This is a genomic window from Hymenobacter nitidus, from assembly GCF_020447315.1.
Classification (GTDB): domain Bacteria; phylum Bacteroidota; class Bacteroidia; order Cytophagales; family Hymenobacteraceae; genus Hymenobacter; species Hymenobacter nitidus.
The window spans coordinates 288,045-309,208 of sequence record NZ_JAJADQ010000006.1 but is presented as its reverse complement, the minus strand read 5'-3'; the positions used below and the strand labels follow the sequence as shown (position 1 = coordinate 309,208).

The window sequence follows — 21,164 nt, the reverse complement described above, 5'->3', positions numbered from 1 at the left end:
AAGCGCATAACTGCTTAGTCTACAAAATTCTACAGCACCCACACGTCGTCCGTCTGGGACAGAATTTCATTTTGCCACAGCAGCTGCTCCTCCCGGATGGGATAAGGCACATCGTGGCGAATGGTCTGATAGACGGCATCAAACAAGCCGGTGTAGTCACCCTTCTCGGCGGGCAGCACGGTGGTGGTCTTCACGTCGTTGCCGCCGGCTACCGTGAGCGTACCGGCCTGGTCGGCGGGCTCGATGCCATACTCAGGAGCCAGTGGAGAAAGGCCGCTGATGAGCTGCGCCTCTTGCACGTCGCTGCGGTTTTTGCGGAAGCTGCCCTGGGTTCCGTGCAGCACAAAAGCTGGCAGCGGATCAGCCATCAGCAGGCCCGAAGCCACCGTGACGGTGAAGCCCGAATACAGCAGCTGAATGGAGAAGTAGTCGTCGACCTGGGTGCTGGTGCGGAAGCGGCCGGTGGTTTTGCGGCTCTTCAGGGGCTGGCCAAACAGGCTGATGGCCTGGTCGAGCAAATGGGGCCCCAGGTCGTAGAGCAGGCCGCTGCCGGGCAGGGGTGTTTCTTTGAACGGCTTGGGATTCAGCGTACTCTTGAACCGGTCGTAGCGGAAGGTGACTTCGATGAGCTGCCCCAGCTGCCCGCTTTCCACCACCTGCTTTACGAGCCGGAAGTCACTGTCCCAGCGCCGGTTCTGGTAGGCCAGTAGGTGCTTGCCCTGCTGCCGGGCCAGGGCCCACAGCTCGCGCACCTCCTCGGGCGACGTGGCCACGGGCTTTTCCAGCAGCACGTGCTTGCCGGCCAGCAGAGCCTGGCGGGTAAAGTCGGCGTGGGTGTTGCTGGGCGTGTTCACTACAATCAGCTCCAGGCTCTCGTCGGCCAGCAAAGCTTCCACGCTGTCGTAGCTCACGACTTCGGGATACTGCTGCCGGGCTTCTTTGCGGCTGCGCTCCGTCACGGCGCTTAGCTCGAAACCGGGGTGAGTAGCCACGAATGGGGCATGAAATACCTTACCCGACATACCATAGGCCAGCAGGCCGGTGCGAATCTGTGTCATAAGAGAAGAGCGAGTAAAAGCGGCGGAACCAGCCGGTAGGCAGACGAGAGAAACGGCTCCGGCCGGAACCGGCGGCCGTCATTTCCCGCAAAGTACACGGACCAGCCGGACTTTTACGCCCTGTATACGCTCTTGCCGCCTTCCAGATCAGCTCGCCAGCTTAGGCTTTGGCAAACCACTTCAGCAGTTCCCGCCCTTTGGTGCGCAGCCGGTTCAGGTAGGAATCCGAGGTACTGGTGGGTGCATCGGCTTTGGCCGGCGCCGGGGCCAGGGGTTGCTTTTTAGCGGCTGTTTTGCTTACGCTGGCCGCTTTGGCCTTATGCTGAGCCACCGCCGGCTTCTTCACGGCGGGTTTTTTCTTAGCCGAGGTGTGGCTGAGCTTGGCTAACAGCGAAGGGGCAGCCGGGGTATGAAACTGCCAGGTCGGGTTGCCGTCCAGGGCGTACATGGCCTGTTGGCCGGTGGTATCGTTCTGTAAGTACTCGACCACGCGGGCGTAGTAGGTCTTGTTGGGCGCCAGATTCCGCAGGCTTATCGTGCTGTCGGGGCCGGCGGCTACTACGTAGGCGCCTTTGCCCAGCGCCGAGCCGTGCCCGAAGGCCGCATCGGGTGCGTAGCTGGTGCCGTCCTGGGGCAGCGCGGCCACCGGGCTGCCTTCCTGCAGAATCACCAGGCGCCGGGAGCCGTTGCCGTTGGTCCAGCGCAGGGCCGCCGTGCCCGTGGGCAAGATAGTGCCGCGCAGGTGGCTGGCATTTTGGGTGGGCGGAAAGAAATCCTGCGTGGGCCACTCGGTAGCGCCTTCCACGCACTCCCAGCCCAGCTTTTCCAGGTCATTCCAGAAGCGGTTGGGGTTGGCCCGGGCATTCAGCAGAATGGCCCAGGTGTAGCCATCGGCAGTTTGGGCCACGCAGCTGGCGGTGCCGTCGAGGCTGCCGGTGTGCCAACTCACCTTCTTGCTGACCATCCAGCCTTTGGCGTAGTGGCGGTTGTTTTCCGAAGGCTCCCGCATCTGCTCCACAGTGGCCGGAGCCAGCACGTCGGGCTGGGCCGGATTGCCGTCAGTAGCTACCAGAAAGCGTACCAAGTCGCGGGCCGAAAACAGCCAGCCGCCGTGGGCATTCATGGCCTCCAGGTTCCAGCTGCCATAGGCCGCCGACACGTTTTTGCCGGTGCCGTAGCACGAGGCGCGGTGGTCTTTGCTGAAATATTCGGCTTCGCGCTCGTTCTTATCAGCCAGCAGGTTGTGGCCCAGGTGCGCTTCCTGAATACCGGCCGGGGCCAGAATATTGGCCCGCACCCAGGTTTCGTACGATTGTCCGGTTACTTTCTCCAGAATCTTGCCCAGCACCAGGTAGCCCACGTTGGAATAGGCAAACCGGGCTCCGGGCTTGAAATCCAGACCTTTGGTGAGCAGAAAGCGCACCATGGTCGAGTCGCCGACGGGGTTGGGGGCACTCAGCGCATCGGCTACGTGCAGGGGGAAGTCGATGGGGTCGGAGCTGCTGAAGCCGTCGGTGCCGTTGTTGCGGTTCCAGCCGGCGCTGTGCTCCAGCAGCTGCTGCACCGTGATGTCGTACACCCGCTCGTCGCGGATGGCGCTGGTGTAATAGTCCGACTGCAGGTAGCCCTCGGGGCCAAACGCCTTGTGGCTCAGCTCCAGACGGCCGTCTTCCACCAGCTTCATGATGGCCGTGGCCGTCACGGGCTTCGACACGCTGGCCACCCGCATCAGGTGGGAAGGCCGCATGGGTACGGTGCGGCCCAGGTCGGCGTAGCCAAAGGCCCGGCTATACACCAGCTTGCCGTGCCGGCTGATGGCCACTGAGGCCCCCGGAATTTTCCAGCGCTGCATAAACTGCTCAATGGCAGCGTCGCAATGGGCAAGCTGAGGCGTTGAGGCGCCCGTCTGAGCCAGGGCCGGCAGAGCCAGCAACCCCAGCAGCAGGGCCAGTAAGTTCTTCACAAATCCAACGGGGCAAATGACACGCAAAACCTGCCTTTCAAGGCCGGCGCAGTCTTCCGACTGATTTACAAGTTTATTGGATTATTCCGAAAAAGACGCACGCAATAAAAAAGAATAAATTGTGATTTTCAGGGAAACAACACCCACTATCCCTCTGATTGCTAGACACTCCTGTCGCCATACCAACTTAAACCAGCCCCACAAGCTTGCGCCCCAATAGAATTATGGCACGTTTGAGAGCCGCGTAATACTTATGGCTGTATTGTGGCGCTGGCTACGCTTCGCCGCAAAATACCAACAAGTAGGTATTGCGCAGGCTCCCTAAGCGAAGGAAATTGGCGGTAGAGTCAGCAGGCTTATCGGTGGCAGCAAGGCGCTTTTTGGAGTCTCTGGGTAAGCCGTTCCTGCTGGCTTTACTCTCCCACAGCACTTCTCTGCACGGCGCTTCGGCGTCAGCTCCGGGCAAGTAGTGGTTGGTGTCTTGGTACTCAACCCGCTTGTTTACAGGCGCGAGGCTTTGTCTCGTGCCTGTTTTTTTGTCCCCATATTAAACTTTGCGGTTGGGGTTACAACTTGCTAAGCTGCGCCGTAGCTTTGCCGGCTTACCGCCCCTTTGCATGACGCTGCCCACACCGCCCGATTTTCTGACCGTCACCTACCGCCCCGATCTGCAGGTGCTGGTGGTGCGCTGGCAGCGGCTGATTACCGTGGACGAAATGCAACAGGGCTACCGGCTGCTGCTCGAGTACGCGGCCGAGTATGGCTGCCGCCGCTGGCTGCTCGATGGGCGGCGCCGCTTCAATACCGACCGGGAAGGCGCGCAGTGGATGGTTTCCACGTTTTTGCCCCAGCTGCAGCTGCGCCTGGGGGGCCGCACCTATTTGGCCTATCTGCTGGCGCCCGTCACGCTGCGCGACCAGGATGCCGATGCTGCTTTTCCGCCCGCCGCCTACTTCCTCGACAAGCCTTTCGTGGGGGAGCGGTTCGTGGAAGAAAAGGAAGCCCTGAGCTGGCTGCTGCGCCAGGTCTAAACAAACGGGCCCGGCCCTTACTCTCTGCCTGATTCCGTACCACTATGAAACACCGCCGCCCTGCCTCGGCTTCGCGCAAGCCCCTTGTATTTGCGCCCGAAAACCGGTTTGAACGCTGGGATGCCCACACGCTGGCTTCTCACCCCGACCCCGAGTTTGAGCAGTGCCACTTCGTGGGGTGCGACTTTTCCGGGGCCCCGCTGGGCCAGCTGCGCTTCACCGACTGTCTGTTTGAGCGCTGCAACCTGTCGTCGGCCAGCCTGGCGGGTACCGGGCTGCAGAACGTGACTTTCACCGACTGCAAGCTGGCGGGCCTGCAGTTTGCCGCCGCCCGCGACTTCCTGTTTGAGGTGCGGTTCAATGGCTGCCAGCTGCACTACACCTCGTTTTTCGGCAAGAAGATGCGCGGTACCCGCTTCGTGGGTTGCTCCCTCACCGATGCCGACTTTACCAGCGCCGACCTGACCGAGGCCGCGTTTCAGGACTGCACGCTGGCTGGCGTCGTGTTCCGCAACACCCAGCTCACCGGCGCCGACTTTACCACGGCCTCCCAGTTCACCATCGACCCCGACGGTAACACGCTGACCAAGGCCCGGTTTACGCTTACCGGCCTGCTGGGCCTGGTCAGCAAATACGGGGTGATTGTGGAGTAGCGCCGGGGGCGGGGCAAAACCCTGGCTTCGCGAACGGGGTTTAGAGTGCTTAATTCCTCAAGTCTAGTTCTGCGCCTTATGTCCAGCCTGTTTTCGCCGCTTACCCTGCGCGGCCTTACCCTGAAGAATAGAATCACCGTTTCGCCGATGTGCATGTACAGCAGCGAAGATGGTTTTGCCAACGACTGGCACCTGGTGCACCTGGGCAGCCGCGCCGTGGGCGGGGCCGGCCTGATTATCACCGAGGCCGCGGCCGTGGCGCCCGAAGGCCGCATCACCCCCGACGACCTCGGCATCTGGAAGGATGAGCATGTGCCCGGCCTGCAGCGCATTACCACGTTTCTGAAGGAGCACGGGGCCGCAGCTGGTATTCAGCTGGCCCACGCCGGCCGCAAAGCCAGCACCTACACGTCCTGGAAAGGCAGCGGCGTGGTGCCCGCGGAGGAAGGCGGCTGGCAAACCGTAGCCCCCAGCGCCGTGCCCTTCCACGCCGGCCAGCCCGCCCCCACAGCCCTCGACCAGGCCGGAATTAATAAAGTTATTGCGGACTTCCGGGCAGCCACCGTGCGGGCGTTGGCGGCGGGCTTTCAGGTGGTGGAAGTGCACGCGGCCCACGGCTACCTGCTGCACGAGTTTCTCTCGCCCCTGAGCAATGCCCGCACCGACGCCTACGGCGGCTCGTTCGACAACCGCATTCGGCTGCTGTTGCAGGTGGTGGAAGCCACCCGCGCCGAGTGGCCCGCCGAGTATCCGCTGTTCGTGCGCATCTCGGCCACCGACTGGACCGAAGGCGGCTGGAGCGACGACGACTCGGTACAGCTGGCCGCTATTCTTAAAGAGCAAGGTGTAGATCTACTCGACTGCTCAACCGGTGGCAACGTACCCACAGCTGCTATTCCGGTGGGGCCGGGCTACCAGGTGGCGTTTGCCGAGAAAGTAAAAAAAGAGGCCGGCATCCTGACCGGCGCGGTGGGCATTATCACCACGGCCGCCCAGGCCGAAGCCATTGTCGCCAGCGGCCAGGCCGATTTGGTGCTGCTGGCCCGCGAGATGCTGCGCGACCCTAACTTCCCGCTGCACGCGGCCAAGGAGCTGGGCATCGACGTGGCCTGGCCCGACCAGTATGCCCGCGCCAAGCGCTAGTGTAAAGTATATACAGAGGAACTGGCCCTACACCTCACAATTCGCTGCTCTAAATCCGTACCTTTTCGGCACTTATATCTATTTCTTATTCTATCCATCGTTTTCTATGCTAGCAGCGCTGTTCGCCGATTTTGTGGGCCTGATTTTTCCGCAGGTGTGCCTGGCCTGCTCCGAGGCCCTGACCCGGGGCGAAGACCATATCTGCACAGCCTGCCGGGCCCAGCTCCCTTACACCGACTACCACAAGCTGCCCGAAGCAGCTAACCCCATAGCCCGCCGCTTCTGGGGCAAGGTGCCCGTGACGCATGCTCTCAGCTACCTGCGCTTTCTGCGCCACGGCCGCGTGCAGCATCTTTTGCACCAGCTCAAGTACCAGGGCCAGCGCGACGTGGGGCAGGTGCTGGGCCGCTGGTATGGCACTGAGCTGACTCAGCAGGGCCTCAACCAGGAGTTCGACCTGATAGTACCCGTACCCCTGCACCCGCGCAAGCTGGCCAAGCGCGGCTTCAATCAGTCCGACTGCTTTGCCGAAGGGCTGTCGGCCAGTCTGCAGGTTCCATGGGACGCCGCCGCACTCTGCCGTACGGAACACACCAGCTCCCAAACTCAGAAAAACCGCACCCAGCGCTGGCAAAACGTAGCCACAGTGTTCGAAGTGGCCAACAAAGCCAGCGTAGTCGGCAAGCACGTGCTAGTGGTCGATGATGTGCTGACGACCGGCGCTACCCTGGAAGCCTGTGTGGCCGTGCTACTGGCTGCTGGCTGCCGCCAAGTTAGTATTGCCACCATTGCCTGCGCCGAGCAGTAAACAGCCGCTTTGCCAGCCCATATTATCTAAAAGTAAAAGCCCCGACCTGTTTCCAGATCGGGGCTTTTGTCGGATATGTAAGTCCGCTTACTTGTTCGAGCCAGCGTTGATCATCGCGCAGCGGAAGCCGATAGCAGCCGTAGCCGAGTCTTCTGCCATGAAGCGACGCGTACCGGGCGACAGCCAATAGGCTACGTCTTTCCACGAGCCGCCTTTGTACACGCGCACGTGGTCATCGATGAGCGACTGGTAGTTCTTCTTGTCGTACTTCTCGGAGGGGTCCAGGAAGCCATTACGACGGAAGGGGTTCAAGTCTTCCACGTCTTCAAACGACAGGGGACGGTAAATGTCCTGTACCCATTCATTCACGTTGCCCGACATGTTGTACAGGCCGTAGTCGTTTGGTGGGTAAGCATATACGTACTCCGTAATCATGGCGCCGTCGTTCAGGCTACCGGCAATACCCGCGTAGTCACCGCGGCCACGCTTAAAGTTGGCCAGGAAAGAGCCCATGCTTTTTCCATAGGGGTTACGCACCTGGCGACCATCCCAAGGATAGATACGCTTGTTTTCCTGGTTCTCGTTGCCTACTTCCTGGGTGCCGATCAGAGCCTGAGCAGCGTATTCCCACTCAGCCTCGGTGGGCAGGCGGTAGTTTGGCAGGGTGTTACCGTTTTCGATGGCAATTCTGGTGCCGCCGCCCGACTCGGTGCCTTCAGCAGCATCGCCGCCTTCAACTTCCTTGTTCTTGCGGCCAAACAGGCCACCTTTTTTCTTGGGGGCGCTGCCACCATCTTCACCTTCGCCAGCCAGGCGTTCGTTCACTTTAGCTGTACGCCAGGTGCAATAGTCGTTGGCCTGCAGCCAGCTTACACCTACCACGGGGAAGTAGCGGAAGCCGGGGTAACGCAGGTAATAATCAACGTAGGGGTCGTTGAAGGACAGCTCCCGGGCCCACACGGTAGTGTCGGGCAAGGCGCGCTGGTAAATTTCTTCGGAGGAGTCCTTGCGTACGAAGTGCAGGTATTCGAGCCAGTGAATGTTGGCCACCTCGGCTTCGTCCATGTAGAAGGAGGCGATGGTAACGGTCCGCTCGATGTTGTCGTGCGTCATGGTTACGTCCTCTTCCTGGGTGCCCAGCACCGTCCGGCCACCTTCGATGAAGACCAGACCAGGGCCTTCCGGAATGCCTTGATAGTCGGCCACTTTCATGCCTTCCTCGGTATTGTACTCAATGCCCGTAGTCGAGCTGTACTTACCGGGCTTGGTAGCCGTGGGTGGTCCACCCTTACAGGAAGCCAGCGCACAGGCTCCCACTACCGCAAAACGCAGGTACTTGGAAAAATTCATGATCAAGTTGAAACTACCTGAGAGAAAATGATTTATGAAAGGCAATTCGGATGCAATAATACGAAATTTTAGAACGCTGGGCAAGGAATTGACGGGTAATTACGGCGTTTCAACCGGCGCCAGGCTGCTTCCAGCGAATCGAAATTCCGCAGGCCCAATGAAAGCTCGTGGGCTCCCCCCAGGTCGGCACTCAAAGAACTCAGGCTCGCATCGTAGCTATAACCGAGCCGAAATGCGCCGAAACTCACGCCAGCCGTAGCCGTCAGAATCTTCTGCGGGCTGCTTGAGCCCGGCAAAGGCACGCCCCGGTACATAAGGCCCAGGGTAATGGGTGTCAGCACGGCGTAGACCCCGGCTTCGGCCCGCTGGCTGCTGCCCTGCCGGGTGTAGCTGACTGTAGGCGACAAACTGATTTCGCGGTATTGCTGCTTGGTTGTGTTACGCACGAAGAAATGTTTATAGCCCCCGGTTAAGTTCAATCGGAGCGGCAACTGAGTTTGGCTGCGAAACCCCAGGTCGGGCTGGTTGAGATGGTGGCTCGCCAGGCTCAGCCAGAACCGGTCGGAATAGAGCAGAACACCCGTGCCGAGGGTGAGGTAGCTCACGGGGTTGTAGTCGAGCGTTTCGCGGGTGCCGCCCTGCACGCTGCCGTCGGCGTCGATTTGGTCGCCAAACACTAGGTTGCTATAGCTGATCCGCTGATTACCGTAGCTCACCTGGGCTCCGCCGCTGAAGCTGAGCTGGGGCGTGAGGCGGGCGTGGTAGGCATAAGTGCCGCCCGCCTCAATGCGCGTGTAGCCGATGGCGCCGGTGCGGTCCAGGTTCAGGAGCAGCCCCACGGCGCTGGTCTGGTCTTTAAACCGGTAGTCGGCGGCCAGCTGGGTGGTCTGAAAGGTGCCGGCCAGCGTCGGGAACTGGTTGCGGTAGCTGAGCGTGATGCTGTAGTCGTCGAACAGGCCGGTGAAAGCCGGATTGGTATGCATCCGGGTGGCGTAGGGCTGGGCGAAGTACAAATCCTGCCCCTGGGCCGCGCCGCGCCCGGCCAGGCTAATGCCAAGCACCAGCACCGACCGGGCCAGGGGCGGCCACCGAAGCTGAGCCCCGACCGTGCGGGTAGAGCGGGCAGAAGAAATGTAGTACATCCGCATAAGCAACTTCTTTAACGCGTTGGGTCTCTGCTTTCGTGCATGCCGGCTTGTGCGGGGTGGAACTAAAATGTCGAAATCATCCATCTTTTAGGCAAGGTGGCTTCTGCCGGGCCGCATGGCAGAAGACGCTGGCGGGGTTTGCGGCAAAACTACTGGTACAAGACCGGGCTTCCGGTAAGTTCTGCACTACTTTTGTCATGGGCTGAGTATACTGCGGCTTGGCACCGACTCCTTCCTCGTTTTTTCCTTTACTCGTATGCGCAAATTCCTGTTAGGCTTACTGATCTTCCTAGTGGTGGTGGTAGCGGCCGTGGCCCTGACGCCCATCTTATTTAAAGATAAAATCAAGCAGGCCCTCGACCAGCAGCTGGCCCAGCGCGTGAATGCCAAGGTGGAGTACGACCCGGGCAATGTAAGCCTGAGCCTGTTCAGTACTTTCCCTGACCTGGCCCTGAGCATCGACCAACTGCGCGTGATTGGTAAAGACTCGTTTGCCCGCGACACGCTGGCCTACCTGCCCTCGTTCCGGGTCGGGATGGATTTGATGAGCGTGGTGCGGGGCGAGCAAATTAAGATTAAATCCATTGAGCTTGACCAACCCGACATCAGCGCCAGAGTACTGAAAAGCGGGCGGGCCAACTGGGACATTATGATTTCGGATTCGGCCGCGGCGGCCCAGGGCCAGGATACCAGCCAGGTAAGCCTGGCCATCAAAGGCTGGAAAGTGAACAACGGCCACCTGCGCTACGAGGACCGCACCATTCCCTTCAGCATGGAAATGCGCGGGCTGAACCACTCCGGCTCGGGCGACTTCACCCGCAACATCTTCGACATGGTGAGCCAGACCACGGCCGACCAGCTCTCGATGACCTACGCCGGCACCGAGTATATCTCGAAGAAGAAGCTGACGGCCGATGTGACCATGGCTATGGACCTGGGCAAAATGCTGTTCACCTTCAAAGACAACAAGGTGCAGCTCAACGACTTTCCGGCGTCGTTCCAGGGCAGCATCGGCCTGCCCAATGCCACGGACATCACCTACGACCTGACGTTTAAGGCCCTTGAAACCGACTTCAAGAACATTCTGAGCTTGGTGCCAGGCGTCTACACCGAGCAGTTCAAAGACGTGGAAGCCGGTGGCAAAGTGGCCTTCGACGGCTACTTCAAGGGCGTGCAGAACGAGGTGAAGATGCCCGGCTACGGCGTGAATCTGCAGATCAAGAACGGCATGTTCCACTACCCGCAGCTGCCCCAGGCGGCCCGCAACATCAATGTGGATATGAACGTGGACAACCCCTCGGGCTTCACCAACAACGTGAAAGTCAATGTGAAGCAGTTTCACCTGGACCTGGGCAAAAACCCGGTGGAGGGCAACGTCATTGTTGACGGGCTGGAGCCGATGAAGATTGACGGCCGCGTGAAAGCCAACGTGGATCTGGCCGAAATGATGAAGGTGTATCCCGTGCAGGACCTCGTATTGCGTGGGCAGCTCTTCGTGGATGCTACCGGCAAGGGCACCTATTCCAAAACCCAGATGCCGGTGGTGAATGCCAAGATGAACCTGACCAACGGCTACGTGAAGAGCAAGCAGTTTCCGGCCCCCATCGAAAATCTGACGCTGAACGGCACCGTGCTGAACAGCACCGGCCAGGTCAACGACACCCGCATCGACATTCCCCGCTTCCGGATGCTGCTGGACGGTGAGCCGCTGGAAGGCCGCGTGGCGGCCCAGAACATCGACAAGCCCATCTTCGACGCTGACATTAAAGGGGTGGTGGATCTGACCAAGCTCACCAAGATTTTCCCGCTCGAAGGCATGACCGTGACGGGCCGCCTGAACGGCAACGTGGCCGCCAAAGGCAAGATGGCCGACATCGAAGCCGGCCGCTACCAGAGCGTGGTGGCCTCGGGCACCGTGAATGCCCAGAATGTGACCTATAAGAGCAAGGACCTGCCCCAGGGCGTGAAGGTGACCAAAGCCACGGCTACGTTCAACAACGACCAGATTGTGCTGCGCGATATGACAGGCTTCGTGGGCTCGTCCGACATTGCTGCCTCGGGCACGATTTCGAACTACATGGGCTATCTGTTTACGCCCGGCCAGAGCCTGCGCGGCACCCTGAACGTGGATTCGCGCCGCTTTAATGTGAACGAGTGGATGGTGGACAACGTGAGCGGCCAGCCCAGCGCCGGTGCCACCACGGCCGCCAAAGCGCCGGCCACCGCCACCAAGGCCGACGGCGTGCTGGAAATCCCGCAGTTCTTCGACCTGACGCTGAATGCCAACGTGGGCCAGGTGGTGTACGACAACCTGAAGCTCGACAACATGAAGGGCGCGCTGGTTGTGCGCGACCAAGCTGTGAACATGAACGGGCTGACCTTCAATACCCTGGGCGGCAACTTCGCTACCACCGGCAGCTACACCAGCAAAGATTTGGCCCACCCCAAGTTCAACCTGGGCCTCAACATTAAGAACCTCGACTTCCAGAATGCCTTCACGGCCTTCAACTCGGTGAAGAAACTCGTGCCGCTGGCCTCGCAGGTAGAGGGCATTTTCTCCACGAACTTCAGCGTGAGCGGCGAGATGGGCCAGGACATGATGCCGGTCTACAGCACGCTCACGGGCAAGGGCCTGTTTGAGGTAGTGCGGGCCGCCGTGGGAGCCTCGCCGGTACTGAGCAAAATCAGCTCCCTGACCCAGCTGCAGGAGCTGAAAAGCTTTGCTGTAAACAACAAGGATGTGGCCGCCGAACTGATCAACGGCAACTTCATCGTGAAGCCTTTCGACTTCAATGTGGGCCAGATTAAGAGTACGCTGGGTGGCTCGTCCAATATCGGTGGCGCCCTGGAGTACGTCATGGCCCTCGACGTGCCGACCGGCAAAGTAGGTAACGCTTTGAATGCCAAGCTCACTCAGCTCACCGGCGTGCAGGACATCAAAGGCACGGAGCGCGTGACGCTGGGCCTCAAAATCGGCGGTACCGTTACGTCGCCGCAGGTAGCCCTGACCACCGGGGGCGTGAAAAGTCAGGCCAAGGACGTGGCCAAGAGCCTGGTGCAAAGCGTGGTGCAAAGCAAGGTGAACGATGCCAAGCTTAAGCTGGCCGCCAATACGCAGGTAGCCCAGGACAGTGCCCGCAAGGAGCTGGACCGCAAGCGGGCCGAACTAGAGGAAAAAGCCCGGTTGGAAATCGAGAAAAAGCGTCTTGAAGCCCAGGCCAAGCTGAAAAGTCAGGCTACCCAGACGCTGGGCAACCTGTTTGGCAAGCCGAAGAAGCCCGCCGCCAAAGCCCCCGAGCCCACGCCAGCTGATAGCACAAAAGCGGGAGAGTAGAAGATAGCCGGGAAGAGTAGCCGGAAAAACAGGACCGATTATTGTCTGAAACGCAGAAGTCTTGCATTCGTCAAGGCTTCTGCGTTTTCATTTTCCACCCTTCCCACTCTGCCGTATGACGTTTAAACCCCTCTTCTCCCTGGCTTTGCTAGCGGGCATCACCCTGGCTGGCTGCTCGAAAGACAACGAGTCGGACGCCCAAAACACCTCTAAGCTGGAAGTACGCCTGATGGACGCGCCCGGCGACTTCAACCGCGTCAGCCTGGATGTGCAGAAGATAGAGGTGCACCTGAAAGAGGAAAACGACCCGAATGGCTGGCAGTTGCTGCCCTTCACGCCCCAGGCCCTCAATGTGCTGGAGTACGTGAACGGCCGCTCGGCCTTGCTGGTCAGCACCGATTTCGCGCCCGGCGACCTGAAGGAAATTCGCCTGATTCTGGGCCCCAACAACACCGTGACTACCCGCGACGGGGAAGTGTACACGCTGAAAACGCCCAGCGGTCAGACTTCTGGCGTGAAACTGAAGTTGGACAAAGCCACACTTCGCCAAGGCGAAACCTTCCAATTGCTGCTCGACTTCGACGTGGCCAAATCCATTGTGGAGCGCGGCAACTGGAAGCCCGGTAACGATAAAAAGGAGCGGTTTCTGCTGAAGCCGGTGATTCGCCTGGTAGCTCAGGAAATTGCGGGCGGCATCTATGGCACCGTAACGCCGGCCGCCGCGTTGCCCCAGATTCTGGCTATCCGCTCGTCCATCACCCCGGCTGATACATTCAGCACGGCCGCCGATGCCAGCGGCGCCTACCGGTTCCAGGGCATTCCTTCCGGCACCTACCGCGTCGAGTTCTTTCCCACGGCTACTGCCCCGGCTAATCAGCAGGCTTATCGCACGGCTACCGCTACGGGTATTGTGGTGGTAAATAACCAGGCTACCAGCGTGCCGACAGTGAAGCTCCAGTAAGCAGTACTGGCAACCAAGCCTGAAAAGCCCGGCAGCTGCCGGGCTTTTTTGTGCCCTCTACTTTTGCGTTTTGGCTGCTCAATGGAATCCGGTGAAAGGCATAGTGTGGATAACTGAGGGTCATAATATTTCCCAGATTGGGAATAGTTGCATGTTTTATTCTTGTCAATGTTATATAACTAATAAACAATGCAATACAGGAAATATTTACCTCCTCCTATGCCTGAATATCCAGCGTAATTTTCTAGGTTTGGGACGCCAAACTATTATCTGTCTCACTCTACCACCGTTTGTATGAAGACTCACCTACTTTGCTCGGGCCTGCTCACGGCCGCCGTTTTCCTGACCAGCTGCGAAGACGCTTTAAAGGATGTAGCAGCCCCCGCCGCCCAGACTACTGCGCAGGATGCTAAGAAAGAAAAAGAGTCTGCGGGCGCCTACCAGGCCGTCAGCGTTGACATTCAGCGGATCGAAGTTAGCCAGGATGCCGATGAGCGCACCCTCAGCTGGACTACCTTGACGGATGTGCAGCCCGGCGTGCGCAACCTGCTGAACTCCGCTACGCTTGCTTCGCCTTTGTTTACGACCTCGGGCTTCCAGGCCGGCACCGTTAAGCAAGTGCGGCTGGTTTTGGGCGCCAACAATACCATTACCCTCAGCAATGGCCGCGTAGTAGCGCTGGATACGCCCAGCGGCTCCACTTCCGGTTTGAAAGTGAAAGTAAATGCCCGCGTGGGCGGAGGCCTGCAGTACGCCGTGCTGGTTGGTATCGACCCCAATTGGCAGGTAGTGGCTAAAGGCAACGGTACTTATGGCCTGAAGCCCGTGCTGGAAGGCTACGTAGCCCAGACCAGCACCGGCAACGGTGGTGGTGGCGAAACGGAAGCCCGTACCCAGCGCTAAGGTATCCGCTACCAGACGTAAAACGCAGAAAGCCCCTCATCTTCATTGGTGAGGGGCTTTCTGTTGGTAAAAGCAGTTTCTACAGGCTCTTCAGCAAGTCGGTCAGCTCCTGCTGGGTGCTCTGGGTTTTGTCTTTGGCATACCAGCCGTGCAGCTGAGTCGAGAACTCCTCAAACGGTAAGTTCTGAGCTTTCAGATCCAGAAACATCTGCTGGGCCGTAGCGGGGCGAGGGCCCCAGCTAGTTACTTCCGTGCGCGTCGCGGCATCGAGCACCACGAGCTTGGGAATGGAGCGGCCCCCGGCCGTGAGGTACTGATCCATCAAATCCAGGTTTTCGTCGCGCAGGAAGTAGTGCGTGGTGATGGTGCCGCCCGAGGCCTGCGCTACGGCTTCCAGCACGGGTACAATCTGGGCCGCGTCGCCGCACCAGCCTTCCGTGATAATCAGCCAGGCGTAGGGCTTGCGCACCTGGGCCAGGGTCTCGCGCAGTTCGGGCAGCAGCTGCACCGTTTTGTCGAGGCGGCTCATGCGCTGCACGTTCAGGCGGGTGTAGTTGGTCAGCAGCTCCGACTGCTGGGGGCCGGTGGTTTTGCCCTCGGCCTGCAGCGCGTCAATCAGCTGGCGGTAGCTGGAATAGGTGTAGCTGGCGGCCAGGCGCTCAGCGCTTACTACGGGAGTAGCCATAAGAAAGAAGTCGGGGGAAGGAAGAGAGAGTGACGTATAACCAGCAAAAAGCCCTTTGGTTTGGCTACCAAAGGGCTATACAGTACCGTCTGCCGGTTGCCTACAGGCTTACCTGCGGCACCCCGGCTGCCGACAGCTCGCGGCAGTAGGTGATAAAGTCGGTGTTGATGGGCTCCAGACCATTTTCCCGCAGGCGGGTTGCGACCTGGGCGCGGTGGTAGTTGGCATGCACTGGCACGTGGGTGAAAATATCGGACACTTGACTGGTGTAGGAGTCGCCCACGGAGTTGGTGTAGGAAATCTGGCGGCTCAGCTCGGCCTCATCCGCCGTACGAATCAGCTCGTGCAGGTGCCCGGATGTTTGCTGGTGCAGCTGGTGCAAGCCGGCCAGATCGTGCTCCTGCCACACTTTTACCGGGCTTTTGGTGCCGGTGAGGCGGGCAATCCAGATGGCCTGAGCATTGAGCACGTGGCTGAACAGGCGCAGGCACACGGCCGGAATTTCCTGGCCCGCGGCTACCAGGCCGTCGAGGTGGCGCAGCAGGGTGTCGTTCGCCCACACGTTGTAGGCCCCCAGCTTTTCGTTGGTGTTAATCATAATGGTAAAAGGTGAATGCAAAGGCGGATGAAAGCGGGGACGCCCACCGGGACAGGTGCCTACCGGGGGTCTCGCCAAACCAGCATTTCGCCGGTTTTGTTTTTGTCAAAGTCGGGGCATTGGCCGTCGCCGCGGCCGGTCAGGCCTCCTTCCGGATGGCAGATAACCTTGCCCTTGGCGTCGTAGAGGTTGGAAAACTGGTCACAGCAGCCCACAGTTTCGTAGTACACAACCTGACCCTTATACCGGTAGCGCGAAACCTGCACGGGTGGGTTCTGCTTGGGCTCGGCCAGGTGGTTCTGAATGCGGGACTCCAGCCAGGCTGGGCGCGAAGTGGTGTCGAAGGCGGTGGCCCGGGCCGGGCGCAGGTCGGTGGTGTTGGTGCTGGTGGGGTTGGGAGTGTCGTTGCCGTTCACGCTGCCGCTCACGGGCGGGTCGGTGGGCGTGGTCACGGTTACGCCGCGGTTGCAGGCCAGGGCAGAGCATAAGACAGTCACGGAGGTGACCAGAAGCAGAGGAAGACGCATACGATCGGGCGGTTAGCAATAATCCGCTCCTGCTACAAAGCAGTATTGCGGCAAAGATGCAGATAAACTTGCGTTACGCAGTTGCCGAGCCATTGTTCAGGGCCAGCACATTCCGGTCGTGCTTATCCGCCTCAGCTCGTTTACCAGCCGCCTGATGCGCTGCCAGACATGAACTGCTCCCAGACGAACTAGCGGGCCGGAGCCGTGGGCAGCGTTAGCAACAGCAGCACACTGCGCTCTTCACTGGTGACGTAGCCCAGGCCCCCGCTTACGGCCAGGCCCAGCGGAGCTGGGCCCGTGGGCACCGACGTCAACAGGCGCGGCGCGGCCGGGTTGCCCACGTCGAAGACCTGTACCGTGCCTTCCCGAATGTTAGCCACGTACAGACTATTGCCCTGCACGGCCAGCATGCCGGGCGAATCCTGGGTGGCAGCCCGCCCCAGCAGGTGCGGGGCTGCGGGGTCCTGCACGTCAATAATCTGCACCTCGCTACTCCCCGCGCAGCTGACGTAAGCCCGGCCGGCGGCTACTTCCACACTCAGTGGCATGCGCCCCGTCGCTATAGTGCCTACCAGCCGCGGTTTGGCGGGGTTAGCCACCTCGAATACCTGCAGGGTCTGGGCATCGGTAGCGGCTACATAGGCGTAATTGCCCGCTACGGCAACTCCCGAAGGCGAGGCATCCGTTGGGCTGCTGCCGAGCAGGCGGGGTTTGGCGGGCTGGTGCACATCGAAGATCTGCAGCTGGGCATATGTGCTGCTCACGGTATAAGCCCGGCCGGCCTCTATGGCCACGCAGGCAGGTTTGGGCTCCGTCGCAATCTGACCGCGGCGCACCGGATGAGCAGGGTTCTGCACATCGAAAAGCTCCAGGGTACTGCCGTTATAATTGGCTACGTAGGCAATAGGACCGACTACTTTCACCATGCTAGTGCCGTGGCCGGTAGCTGCGGAGCCCAGCAGGACCGGAGCCGCCGGGTCGTGCACGTCGAAGAGCTGAAGGCGGTTGCTGCTGTTGGTAACGTAGGCTACCGCGCCCTGCACGGCCACGCTCGTTGCCCCGGCGCTGGTCCGGATGCTGCCCCGCTGCTCGGGCGGCACCGGTGGGGGCGCAGGTGCGGCCTGCCATTCAGGGCCGGGCTGGGCACTGGGGCCCCACACCTGCAGGGGGCCCCTGTCCAGCTCGGCAGCCATGGTAAGCAGCAAGTTCTTATGGCCTACAACGGCCTTCAAAGAAGGTATTGCCTGCCAGCCCAGAGCCCGGGGCTGCCGCGGATTGCGTACCTCAAAGGCCCGCACTTCGTCATTATACCATACGTAGGCCAGGCTGTCACTCATGCTCAGGCCCCGCATCGACCAGGGAATATCGGTGCTGCTAAGCAGCCGGGGAACTGCCGCATTCTGAATATCAAATAGCTGCAGAATATTGTCCCGCTCGAAAGTGACGGCCGCCACTGTGCCCTGCACCACTACGGCTGCCGGGTACAGGCCCGTGGCGATGCTGCCCCGCAGGCGGGGGCGCACGGGCTCCGTAATATCGTAGAGCTGCAGCAGGTCGGCCGATTGGCTGGTAATGGCCAGCGTGGCCCGCCCCGCCGCCAGGCGCGGAGAGTTTCCGGCGGTCCGCAAGCGCGTCAGCTCCCGGGGCGCCGCGGGGTTACGTATGTCCACTACCCGCACCACGGAGTCGTCCCGGATAGCCACGTAAGCCGTGGTCCCTATTAGCAGCACATCCACGGCTTCGGCGGCAGTCGGGAAGCTGCCCAGGCGCCGCGGGGCCGCGGGGCAGCGTACATCAAATACCTCTATTGCATCAGGCTCGGAAGTAATGACCAGCGCAGTAGTTGCCGTGGCCACTACGCGGCTGGCATAGCCATTGGTGGTAGCCTGGCCCAGCAAACGGGGCTTGGCGGGCGTGCTGATATTGAACAGGTGCAGGGTTTTGTTCCAGTCGACGGCGTAGGCCGTAGTGCCGTGCACGGCCATATGCCGCGGGTCAACTGTGGTCGGTAGCACCCCGCGCAATGCTAGTCCGGCTACCTCTTTTTTGGGGCGCGACTGGGCGGCCCCCGTGAGAGCCAGCAGCCAGCTGCCCAGCAGGAGAAATCTATGCATGCACTTATTCAAAGCGTGGAAATAGCCTTCCTGGCAGCAGTAAGGGCAGGCGGAATAGTACGGGCAGGATGCACGGGATACTCGCAGCCCAACGGCGCCGCCTGAATTCCCGGGCCTGGGTAGCCGCAGCTGTTTCTTGCCCAGGTAAGCATTCCCACGTGCTCTTCACCCGGCATCAACGTCCGGTTGCGGCCCACAAAAAGGCAGTAGCCGCTCTGGGCTCCCGGATCAAATATAGTTTATAATATATAGCAAGGCTGGCCGTCGTGCTAAGGCAGATGGCCATAGCAACTGAAATCCGGCTCTTGTAGCTTATACCAGGGCCCACACGCGGGGCCCGAATACGAGCAGCCCCACGGCCAGCGCCGCAAACGCAGCTACCAATACTGCCCCGGCCGCCACGTCCTTGGCCTTGCCCGCCAGCGGATGATAGTCCGGCGATACCAGGTCTACTACCGCTTCCACGGCCGTATTCACCAGTTCCGCCGACCATACCGTGCCCACGGCCAAAGCCACCAGCGCCCATTCCAAGCCGGAAATGTCAAAATAGAAGCCCAGGCCGATAACAATAACTGTCGCCAAGGCATGAAAGCGCAGGTGCACTTCCGAGCGTAAAGCCGAAACCACGCCCCGGAAGGCGTGCCCGAAGCTGGCGATGCGCCGCCGCAGCAGGCTGTCGTTGGTGGGCTCAGCCACGGGCGTCGAATTCGCGGAAAACCGTCAGGCGCAGCTGGTCCCACTCGGGCTTCAGAATGCTGAAATACACCGAGTCGCGGCGCAGGCCCCCCTGCGTATACATGTGGCTGCGCAGAATACCTTCCTCGGTAGCGCCCATGCGACGCATAGCCTCCCGCGACTTCCAATTGCGGGCATCCGTTTTTAGCTCTACCCGTTCGCAGCCCAACTCGCCAAACGCATACTTGAGCAGCAGGTGCTTGGCGGCTCGGTTCAGGCCGGTGCGCTGGTAGTCCCGCCCAATCCACGTCCAGCCGATTTCCAGGCGCTTCTCAGGTAGGGCAAAGCTGCCGTAGCTGGTGCTGCCCACCACGCGCCCCGTCTGCCGGTCGATGATGGCGAAGGGGTAGCGCTGGTGCTTTTCCCGGCCCTGCACGGCCTGGGTCAGGTAGGCGGCCAGGCCCACGGCGTCGCCGGGGTTGGGCGTAGTAGTGAAGCGCCAGATGTCGTCGTCGAAGATGACGGCTTTCAGATCCTCAAAGTCCGAGCACTCCAGCGGCCGTAGCCGGACGCGGGAGTTTTCGAGCGTGATACAGCGGGAACAGTCCATGGGTGGAGCAGGGGGGAGAACTAAAATCGTCTGTCATCCTGAGCTTGCGAAGGACCTTTTGCCAGTTGAACGAAGATCATAACAATGTCTTGTTCTAGCGTAATAAGGTCCTTCGCAGGCTCAGGATGACAGACGGTTTAGGGAATGTTAGGTGAAGAAAATTACTTCTTAATCTCGCCAACCATGTCCTCGGGCTTCAGCCACTCGTTGAACTGCTCCTCGGTGAGGTAGCCGAGCTGCAAGGCCGTTTCCTTCAGCGTGCTGCCGTTTTTGTGGGCTGTCTGGGCAATTTCGGCGGCTTTGTAGTAGCCGATGTGCGGGTTCAGGGCCGTTACCAGCATCAACGACGAATCGACGTGCTTCTTGATGTTTTCCTCCAGCGGCCGGATTCCCTCGGCGCACCGGTCGTTGAACGACACGCACACGTCGCCAATCAGGCGGGCCGAGTGCAGGAAGTTGTAAATCATGACCGGCTTGAACACGTTCAGCTCGAAGTGGCCGTTCATGCCGCCGATGTTGATGGCCACGTCGTTGCCCATTACCTGGGCCGCTACCATCGTCATGGCCTCGCTCTGGGTGGGGTTCACCTTGCCGGGCATGATGCTGGAGCCGGGCTCGTTGTCGGGAATGAACAGCTCGCCGATACCGGCGCGCGGGCCCGAGGCCAGCAGGCGAATGTCGTTGGCAATCTTCATCAGCGAAGCGGCCACCGTTTTCAACGCGCCGTGGGCTTCCACAATGGCGTCGTGGGCGGCCAGGGCCTCAAACTTATTCTCGGCCGTAATGAAGGGCAGGCCAGTCAAGTCGGCAATGTGCTTGGCCACGGCCTCGGAGTAGCCAGGAGGCGTGTTGATGCCCGTGCCGACGGCGGTACCGCCCAGCGCCAGCTCGCTCAGGTGCGCCAGGGTGTTGTTGATGGCGCGCAGGCCGTGGTCGAGCTGGGAGGCGTAGCCCGAAAACTCCTGGCCCACGGTCAGCGGGGTGGCGTCCATGAGGTGGGTGCGGCCGATTTTCACGATGTGCATGAACTCCTCACTCTTGCGCTTGAGCGTGTCGCGCAGCTTGGTGATACCCGGAATGGTTACTTCCACCAGCGTCTGGTAGGCGGCAATGTGCATGGCCGTGGGGAAGGTGTCGTTCGAGCTCTGCGACTTGTTCACGTCGTCGTTCGGAGCCAGGGCCTTCTTCTCATCGGTGAGGCTGCCGCCCTGCAGCACGTGGCCGCGGTAGGCAATAACCTCGTTCAGGTTCATGTTCGACTGCGTGCCCGAGCCGGTTTGCCACACCACCAGCGGGAAAGAATCGGCGAGCTTGCCCTCCAGAATTTCGTCGCACACCTTCCCGATCAGCTCGGCTTTTTCGGCCGGCAATACGCCCGCGTCGCGGTTGGTGAGGGCCGCGGCCTTCTTCAGCACGGCAAACGCCCGGATGATTTCCTTGGGCATGCGGTTGATATCCTGCGCAATCTGGAAGTTCTCGATAGAGCGTTGGGTCTGGGCGCCCCAGTAGGCGTCGGCGGGGACCTGCACGGTGCCCATGGTGTCTTTCTCGGTGCGGAATTGCATGTGGGAAGGAAAGTTGTTGGTTGCTGGTTGTTGAAGCC

The 21,164-nt window shown here is 60.5% G+C and carries 18 protein-coding genes; 7 read left to right on the top strand and 11 right to left on the bottom strand.

Annotation, left to right across the window (positions count from 1 at the left end):
* Positions 1 to 29: 29 nt before the first annotated feature.
* Both LGH70_RS13425 and LGH70_RS13420 read right to left on the bottom strand, forming a co-directional pair.
* Positions 30 to 1,058, bottom strand: coding sequence for a Gfo/Idh/MocA family oxidoreductase (locus tag LGH70_RS13425; RefSeq protein ID WP_226186464.1), 1,029 nt, complete (start codon positions 1,056 to 1,058; stop codon positions 30 to 32).
* A 160-nt stretch (positions 1,059 to 1,218) separates the two neighbouring features.
* Positions 1,219 to 3,021: a serine hydrolase domain-containing protein gene (locus LGH70_RS13420; RefSeq protein WP_226186461.1), complete on the bottom strand. Its 1,803-nt coding sequence runs from the start codon at positions 3,019 to 3,021 to the stop codon at positions 1,219 to 1,221.
* 617 nt (positions 3,022 to 3,638) lie between these two features.
* Here LGH70_RS13420 and LGH70_RS13415 point away from each other — a divergent pair.
* From LGH70_RS13415 to LGH70_RS13400, 4 genes are all read left to right on the top strand, one after another.
* Complete coding sequence (locus LGH70_RS13415) at positions 3,639 to 4,052, top strand: hypothetical protein (protein ID WP_226186459.1); 414 nt, start codon at positions 3,639 to 3,641, stop codon at positions 4,050 to 4,052.
* A 44-nt stretch (positions 4,053 to 4,096) separates the two neighbouring features.
* On the top strand, positions 4,097 to 4,705 hold the full coding sequence (locus tag LGH70_RS13410) for a pentapeptide repeat-containing protein (RefSeq protein WP_226186455.1): 609 nt from the start codon (positions 4,097 to 4,099) through the stop codon (positions 4,703 to 4,705).
* Positions 4,706 to 4,783: 78 nt separating this feature from the next.
* Complete coding sequence (namA, locus tag LGH70_RS13405; RefSeq protein WP_226186452.1) at positions 4,784 to 5,848, top strand: NADPH dehydrogenase NamA; 1,065 nt, start codon at positions 4,784 to 4,786, stop codon at positions 5,846 to 5,848.
* A gap of 106 nt (positions 5,849 to 5,954) precedes the next feature.
* The gene (locus LGH70_RS13400; protein ID WP_226186450.1) at positions 5,955 to 6,656 is read left to right on the top strand and encodes a ComF family protein; all 702 of its coding nucleotides are present in this window, start codon (positions 5,955 to 5,957) and stop codon (positions 6,654 to 6,656) included.
* Positions 6,657 to 6,743: 87 nt separating this feature from the next.
* Here the strand turns inward: LGH70_RS13400 and LGH70_RS13395 are convergent, their stop codons facing one another.
* Together LGH70_RS13395 and LGH70_RS13390 are read right to left on the bottom strand one after the other, a co-directional pair.
* Entirely contained in the window at positions 6,744 to 8,006 is a 1,263-nt protein-coding gene (locus LGH70_RS13395; RefSeq protein WP_226186449.1) for an SUMF1/EgtB/PvdO family nonheme iron enzyme, read from the bottom strand.
* Positions 8,007 to 8,074: 68 nt separating this feature from the next.
* On the bottom strand, positions 8,075 to 9,148 hold the full coding sequence (locus LGH70_RS13390; protein ID WP_226186446.1) for a PorP/SprF family type IX secretion system membrane protein: 1,074 nt from the start codon (positions 9,146 to 9,148) through the stop codon (positions 8,075 to 8,077).
* 262 nt (positions 9,149 to 9,410) lie between these two features.
* Here LGH70_RS13390 and LGH70_RS13385 point away from each other — a divergent pair, with 262 nt between their 5' ends.
* The 3 genes from LGH70_RS13385 to LGH70_RS13375 all read left to right on the top strand — a co-directional run bounded on the left by LGH70_RS13385 (position 9,411) and on the right by LGH70_RS13375 (position 14,352).
* Positions 9,411 to 12,488: an AsmA family protein gene (locus tag LGH70_RS13385; RefSeq protein ID WP_226186443.1), complete on the top strand. Its 3,078-nt coding sequence runs from the start codon at positions 9,411 to 9,413 to the stop codon at positions 12,486 to 12,488.
* Positions 12,489 to 12,603: 115 nt separating this feature from the next.
* A complete protein-coding gene (locus tag LGH70_RS13380; protein WP_226186440.1) occupies positions 12,604 to 13,449 on the top strand; it encodes a DUF4382 domain-containing protein in 846 nt (281 codons plus the stop codon).
* A gap of 294 nt (positions 13,450 to 13,743) precedes the next feature.
* Complete coding sequence (locus LGH70_RS13375) at positions 13,744 to 14,352, top strand: DUF4382 domain-containing protein (protein WP_226186437.1); 609 nt, start codon at positions 13,744 to 13,746, stop codon at positions 14,350 to 14,352.
* A gap of 79 nt (positions 14,353 to 14,431) precedes the next feature.
* Here LGH70_RS13375 and LGH70_RS13370 read toward each other — a convergent pair whose 3' ends face one another.
* From LGH70_RS13370 to fumC, 7 genes are all read right to left on the bottom strand, one after another.
* The gene (locus tag LGH70_RS13370) at positions 14,432 to 15,037 is read right to left on the bottom strand and encodes a thioredoxin family protein (protein WP_226186434.1); all 606 of its coding nucleotides are present in this window, start codon (positions 15,035 to 15,037) and stop codon (positions 14,432 to 14,434) included.
* 100 nt (positions 15,038 to 15,137) lie between these two features.
* Positions 15,138 to 15,635: a DinB family protein gene (locus LGH70_RS13365; protein WP_226186431.1), complete on the bottom strand. Its 498-nt coding sequence runs from the start codon at positions 15,633 to 15,635 to the stop codon at positions 15,138 to 15,140.
* A 59-nt stretch (positions 15,636 to 15,694) separates the two neighbouring features.
* The gene (locus tag LGH70_RS13360) at positions 15,695 to 16,162 is read right to left on the bottom strand and encodes a DUF6970 domain-containing protein (protein WP_226186429.1); all 468 of its coding nucleotides are present in this window, start codon (positions 16,160 to 16,162) and stop codon (positions 15,695 to 15,697) included.
* 188 nt (positions 16,163 to 16,350) lie between these two features.
* Positions 16,351 to 18,276: an LVIVD repeat-containing protein gene (locus tag LGH70_RS13355; protein WP_226186427.1), complete on the bottom strand. Its 1,926-nt coding sequence runs from the start codon at positions 18,274 to 18,276 to the stop codon at positions 16,351 to 16,353.
* Between the two features lie 312 nt (positions 18,277 to 18,588).
* The gene (locus LGH70_RS13350) at positions 18,589 to 18,972 is read right to left on the bottom strand and encodes a diacylglycerol kinase family protein (protein ID WP_226186425.1); all 384 of its coding nucleotides are present in this window, start codon (positions 18,970 to 18,972) and stop codon (positions 18,589 to 18,591) included.
* A complete protein-coding gene (locus LGH70_RS13345) occupies positions 18,965 to 19,561 on the bottom strand; it encodes a GNAT family N-acetyltransferase (protein WP_226186422.1) in 597 nt (198 codons plus the stop codon). Before LGH70_RS13345 ends, LGH70_RS13350 begins: the two co-directional genes overlap by 8 nt.
* Before the next feature lie 161 nt (positions 19,562 to 19,722).
* Positions 19,723 to 21,126: a class II fumarate hydratase gene (gene fumC, locus LGH70_RS13340; RefSeq protein WP_226186420.1), complete on the bottom strand. Its 1,404-nt coding sequence runs from the start codon at positions 21,124 to 21,126 to the stop codon at positions 19,723 to 19,725.
* Positions 21,127 to 21,164: the final 38 nt, after the last annotated feature.

What these genes read in the sequence shown, in the direction of transcription:
- LGH70_RS13365 (WP_226186431.1), bottom strand. Translation starts at nt 15,635, where the DNA reads ATGATTAACACCAACGAAAAGCTGGGGGCCTACAACGTGTGGGCGAAC.
- LGH70_RS13400 (WP_226186450.1), top strand. Translation starts at nt 5,955, where the DNA reads ATGCTAGCAGCGCTGTTCGCCGATTTTGTGGGCCTGATTTTTCCGCAG.
- namA (WP_226186452.1), top strand. Translation starts at nt 4,784, where the DNA reads ATGTCCAGCCTGTTTTCGCCGCTTACCCTGCGCGGCCTTACCCTGAAG.
- LGH70_RS13395 (WP_226186449.1), bottom strand. Translation starts at nt 8,006, where the DNA reads ATGAATTTTTCCAAGTACCTGCGTTTTGCGGTAGTGGGAGCCTGTGCG.
- LGH70_RS13390 (WP_226186446.1), bottom strand. Translation starts at nt 9,148, where the DNA reads ATGTACTACATTTCTTCTGCCCGCTCTACCCGCACGGTCGGGGCTCAG.
- LGH70_RS13355 (WP_226186427.1), bottom strand. Translation starts at nt 18,276, where the DNA reads ATGCATAGATTTCTCCTGCTGGGCAGCTGGCTGCTGGCTCTCACGGGG.
- LGH70_RS13370 (WP_226186434.1), bottom strand. Translation starts at nt 15,037, where the DNA reads ATGGCTACTCCCGTAGTAAGCGCTGAGCGCCTGGCCGCCAGCTACACC.
- LGH70_RS13360 (WP_226186429.1), bottom strand. Translation starts at nt 16,162, where the DNA reads ATGCGTCTTCCTCTGCTTCTGGTCACCTCCGTGACTGTCTTATGCTCT.
- LGH70_RS13380 (WP_226186440.1), top strand. Translation starts at nt 12,604, where the DNA reads ATGACGTTTAAACCCCTCTTCTCCCTGGCTTTGCTAGCGGGCATCACC.
- LGH70_RS13410 (WP_226186455.1), top strand. Translation starts at nt 4,097, where the DNA reads ATGAAACACCGCCGCCCTGCCTCGGCTTCGCGCAAGCCCCTTGTATTT.
- LGH70_RS13345 (WP_226186422.1), bottom strand. Translation starts at nt 19,561, where the DNA reads ATGGACTGTTCCCGCTGTATCACGCTCGAAAACTCCCGCGTCCGGCTA.
- LGH70_RS13375 (WP_226186437.1), top strand. Translation starts at nt 13,744, where the DNA reads ATGAAGACTCACCTACTTTGCTCGGGCCTGCTCACGGCCGCCGTTTTC.
- LGH70_RS13415 (WP_226186459.1), top strand. Translation starts at nt 3,639, where the DNA reads ATGACGCTGCCCACACCGCCCGATTTTCTGACCGTCACCTACCGCCCC.
- LGH70_RS13425 (WP_226186464.1), bottom strand. Translation starts at nt 1,058, where the DNA reads ATGACACAGATTCGCACCGGCCTGCTGGCCTATGGTATGTCGGGTAAG.
- fumC (WP_226186420.1), bottom strand. Translation starts at nt 21,126, where the DNA reads ATGCAATTCCGCACCGAGAAAGACACCATGGGCACCGTGCAGGTCCCC.
- LGH70_RS13385 (WP_226186443.1), top strand. Translation starts at nt 9,411, where the DNA reads ATGCGCAAATTCCTGTTAGGCTTACTGATCTTCCTAGTGGTGGTGGTA.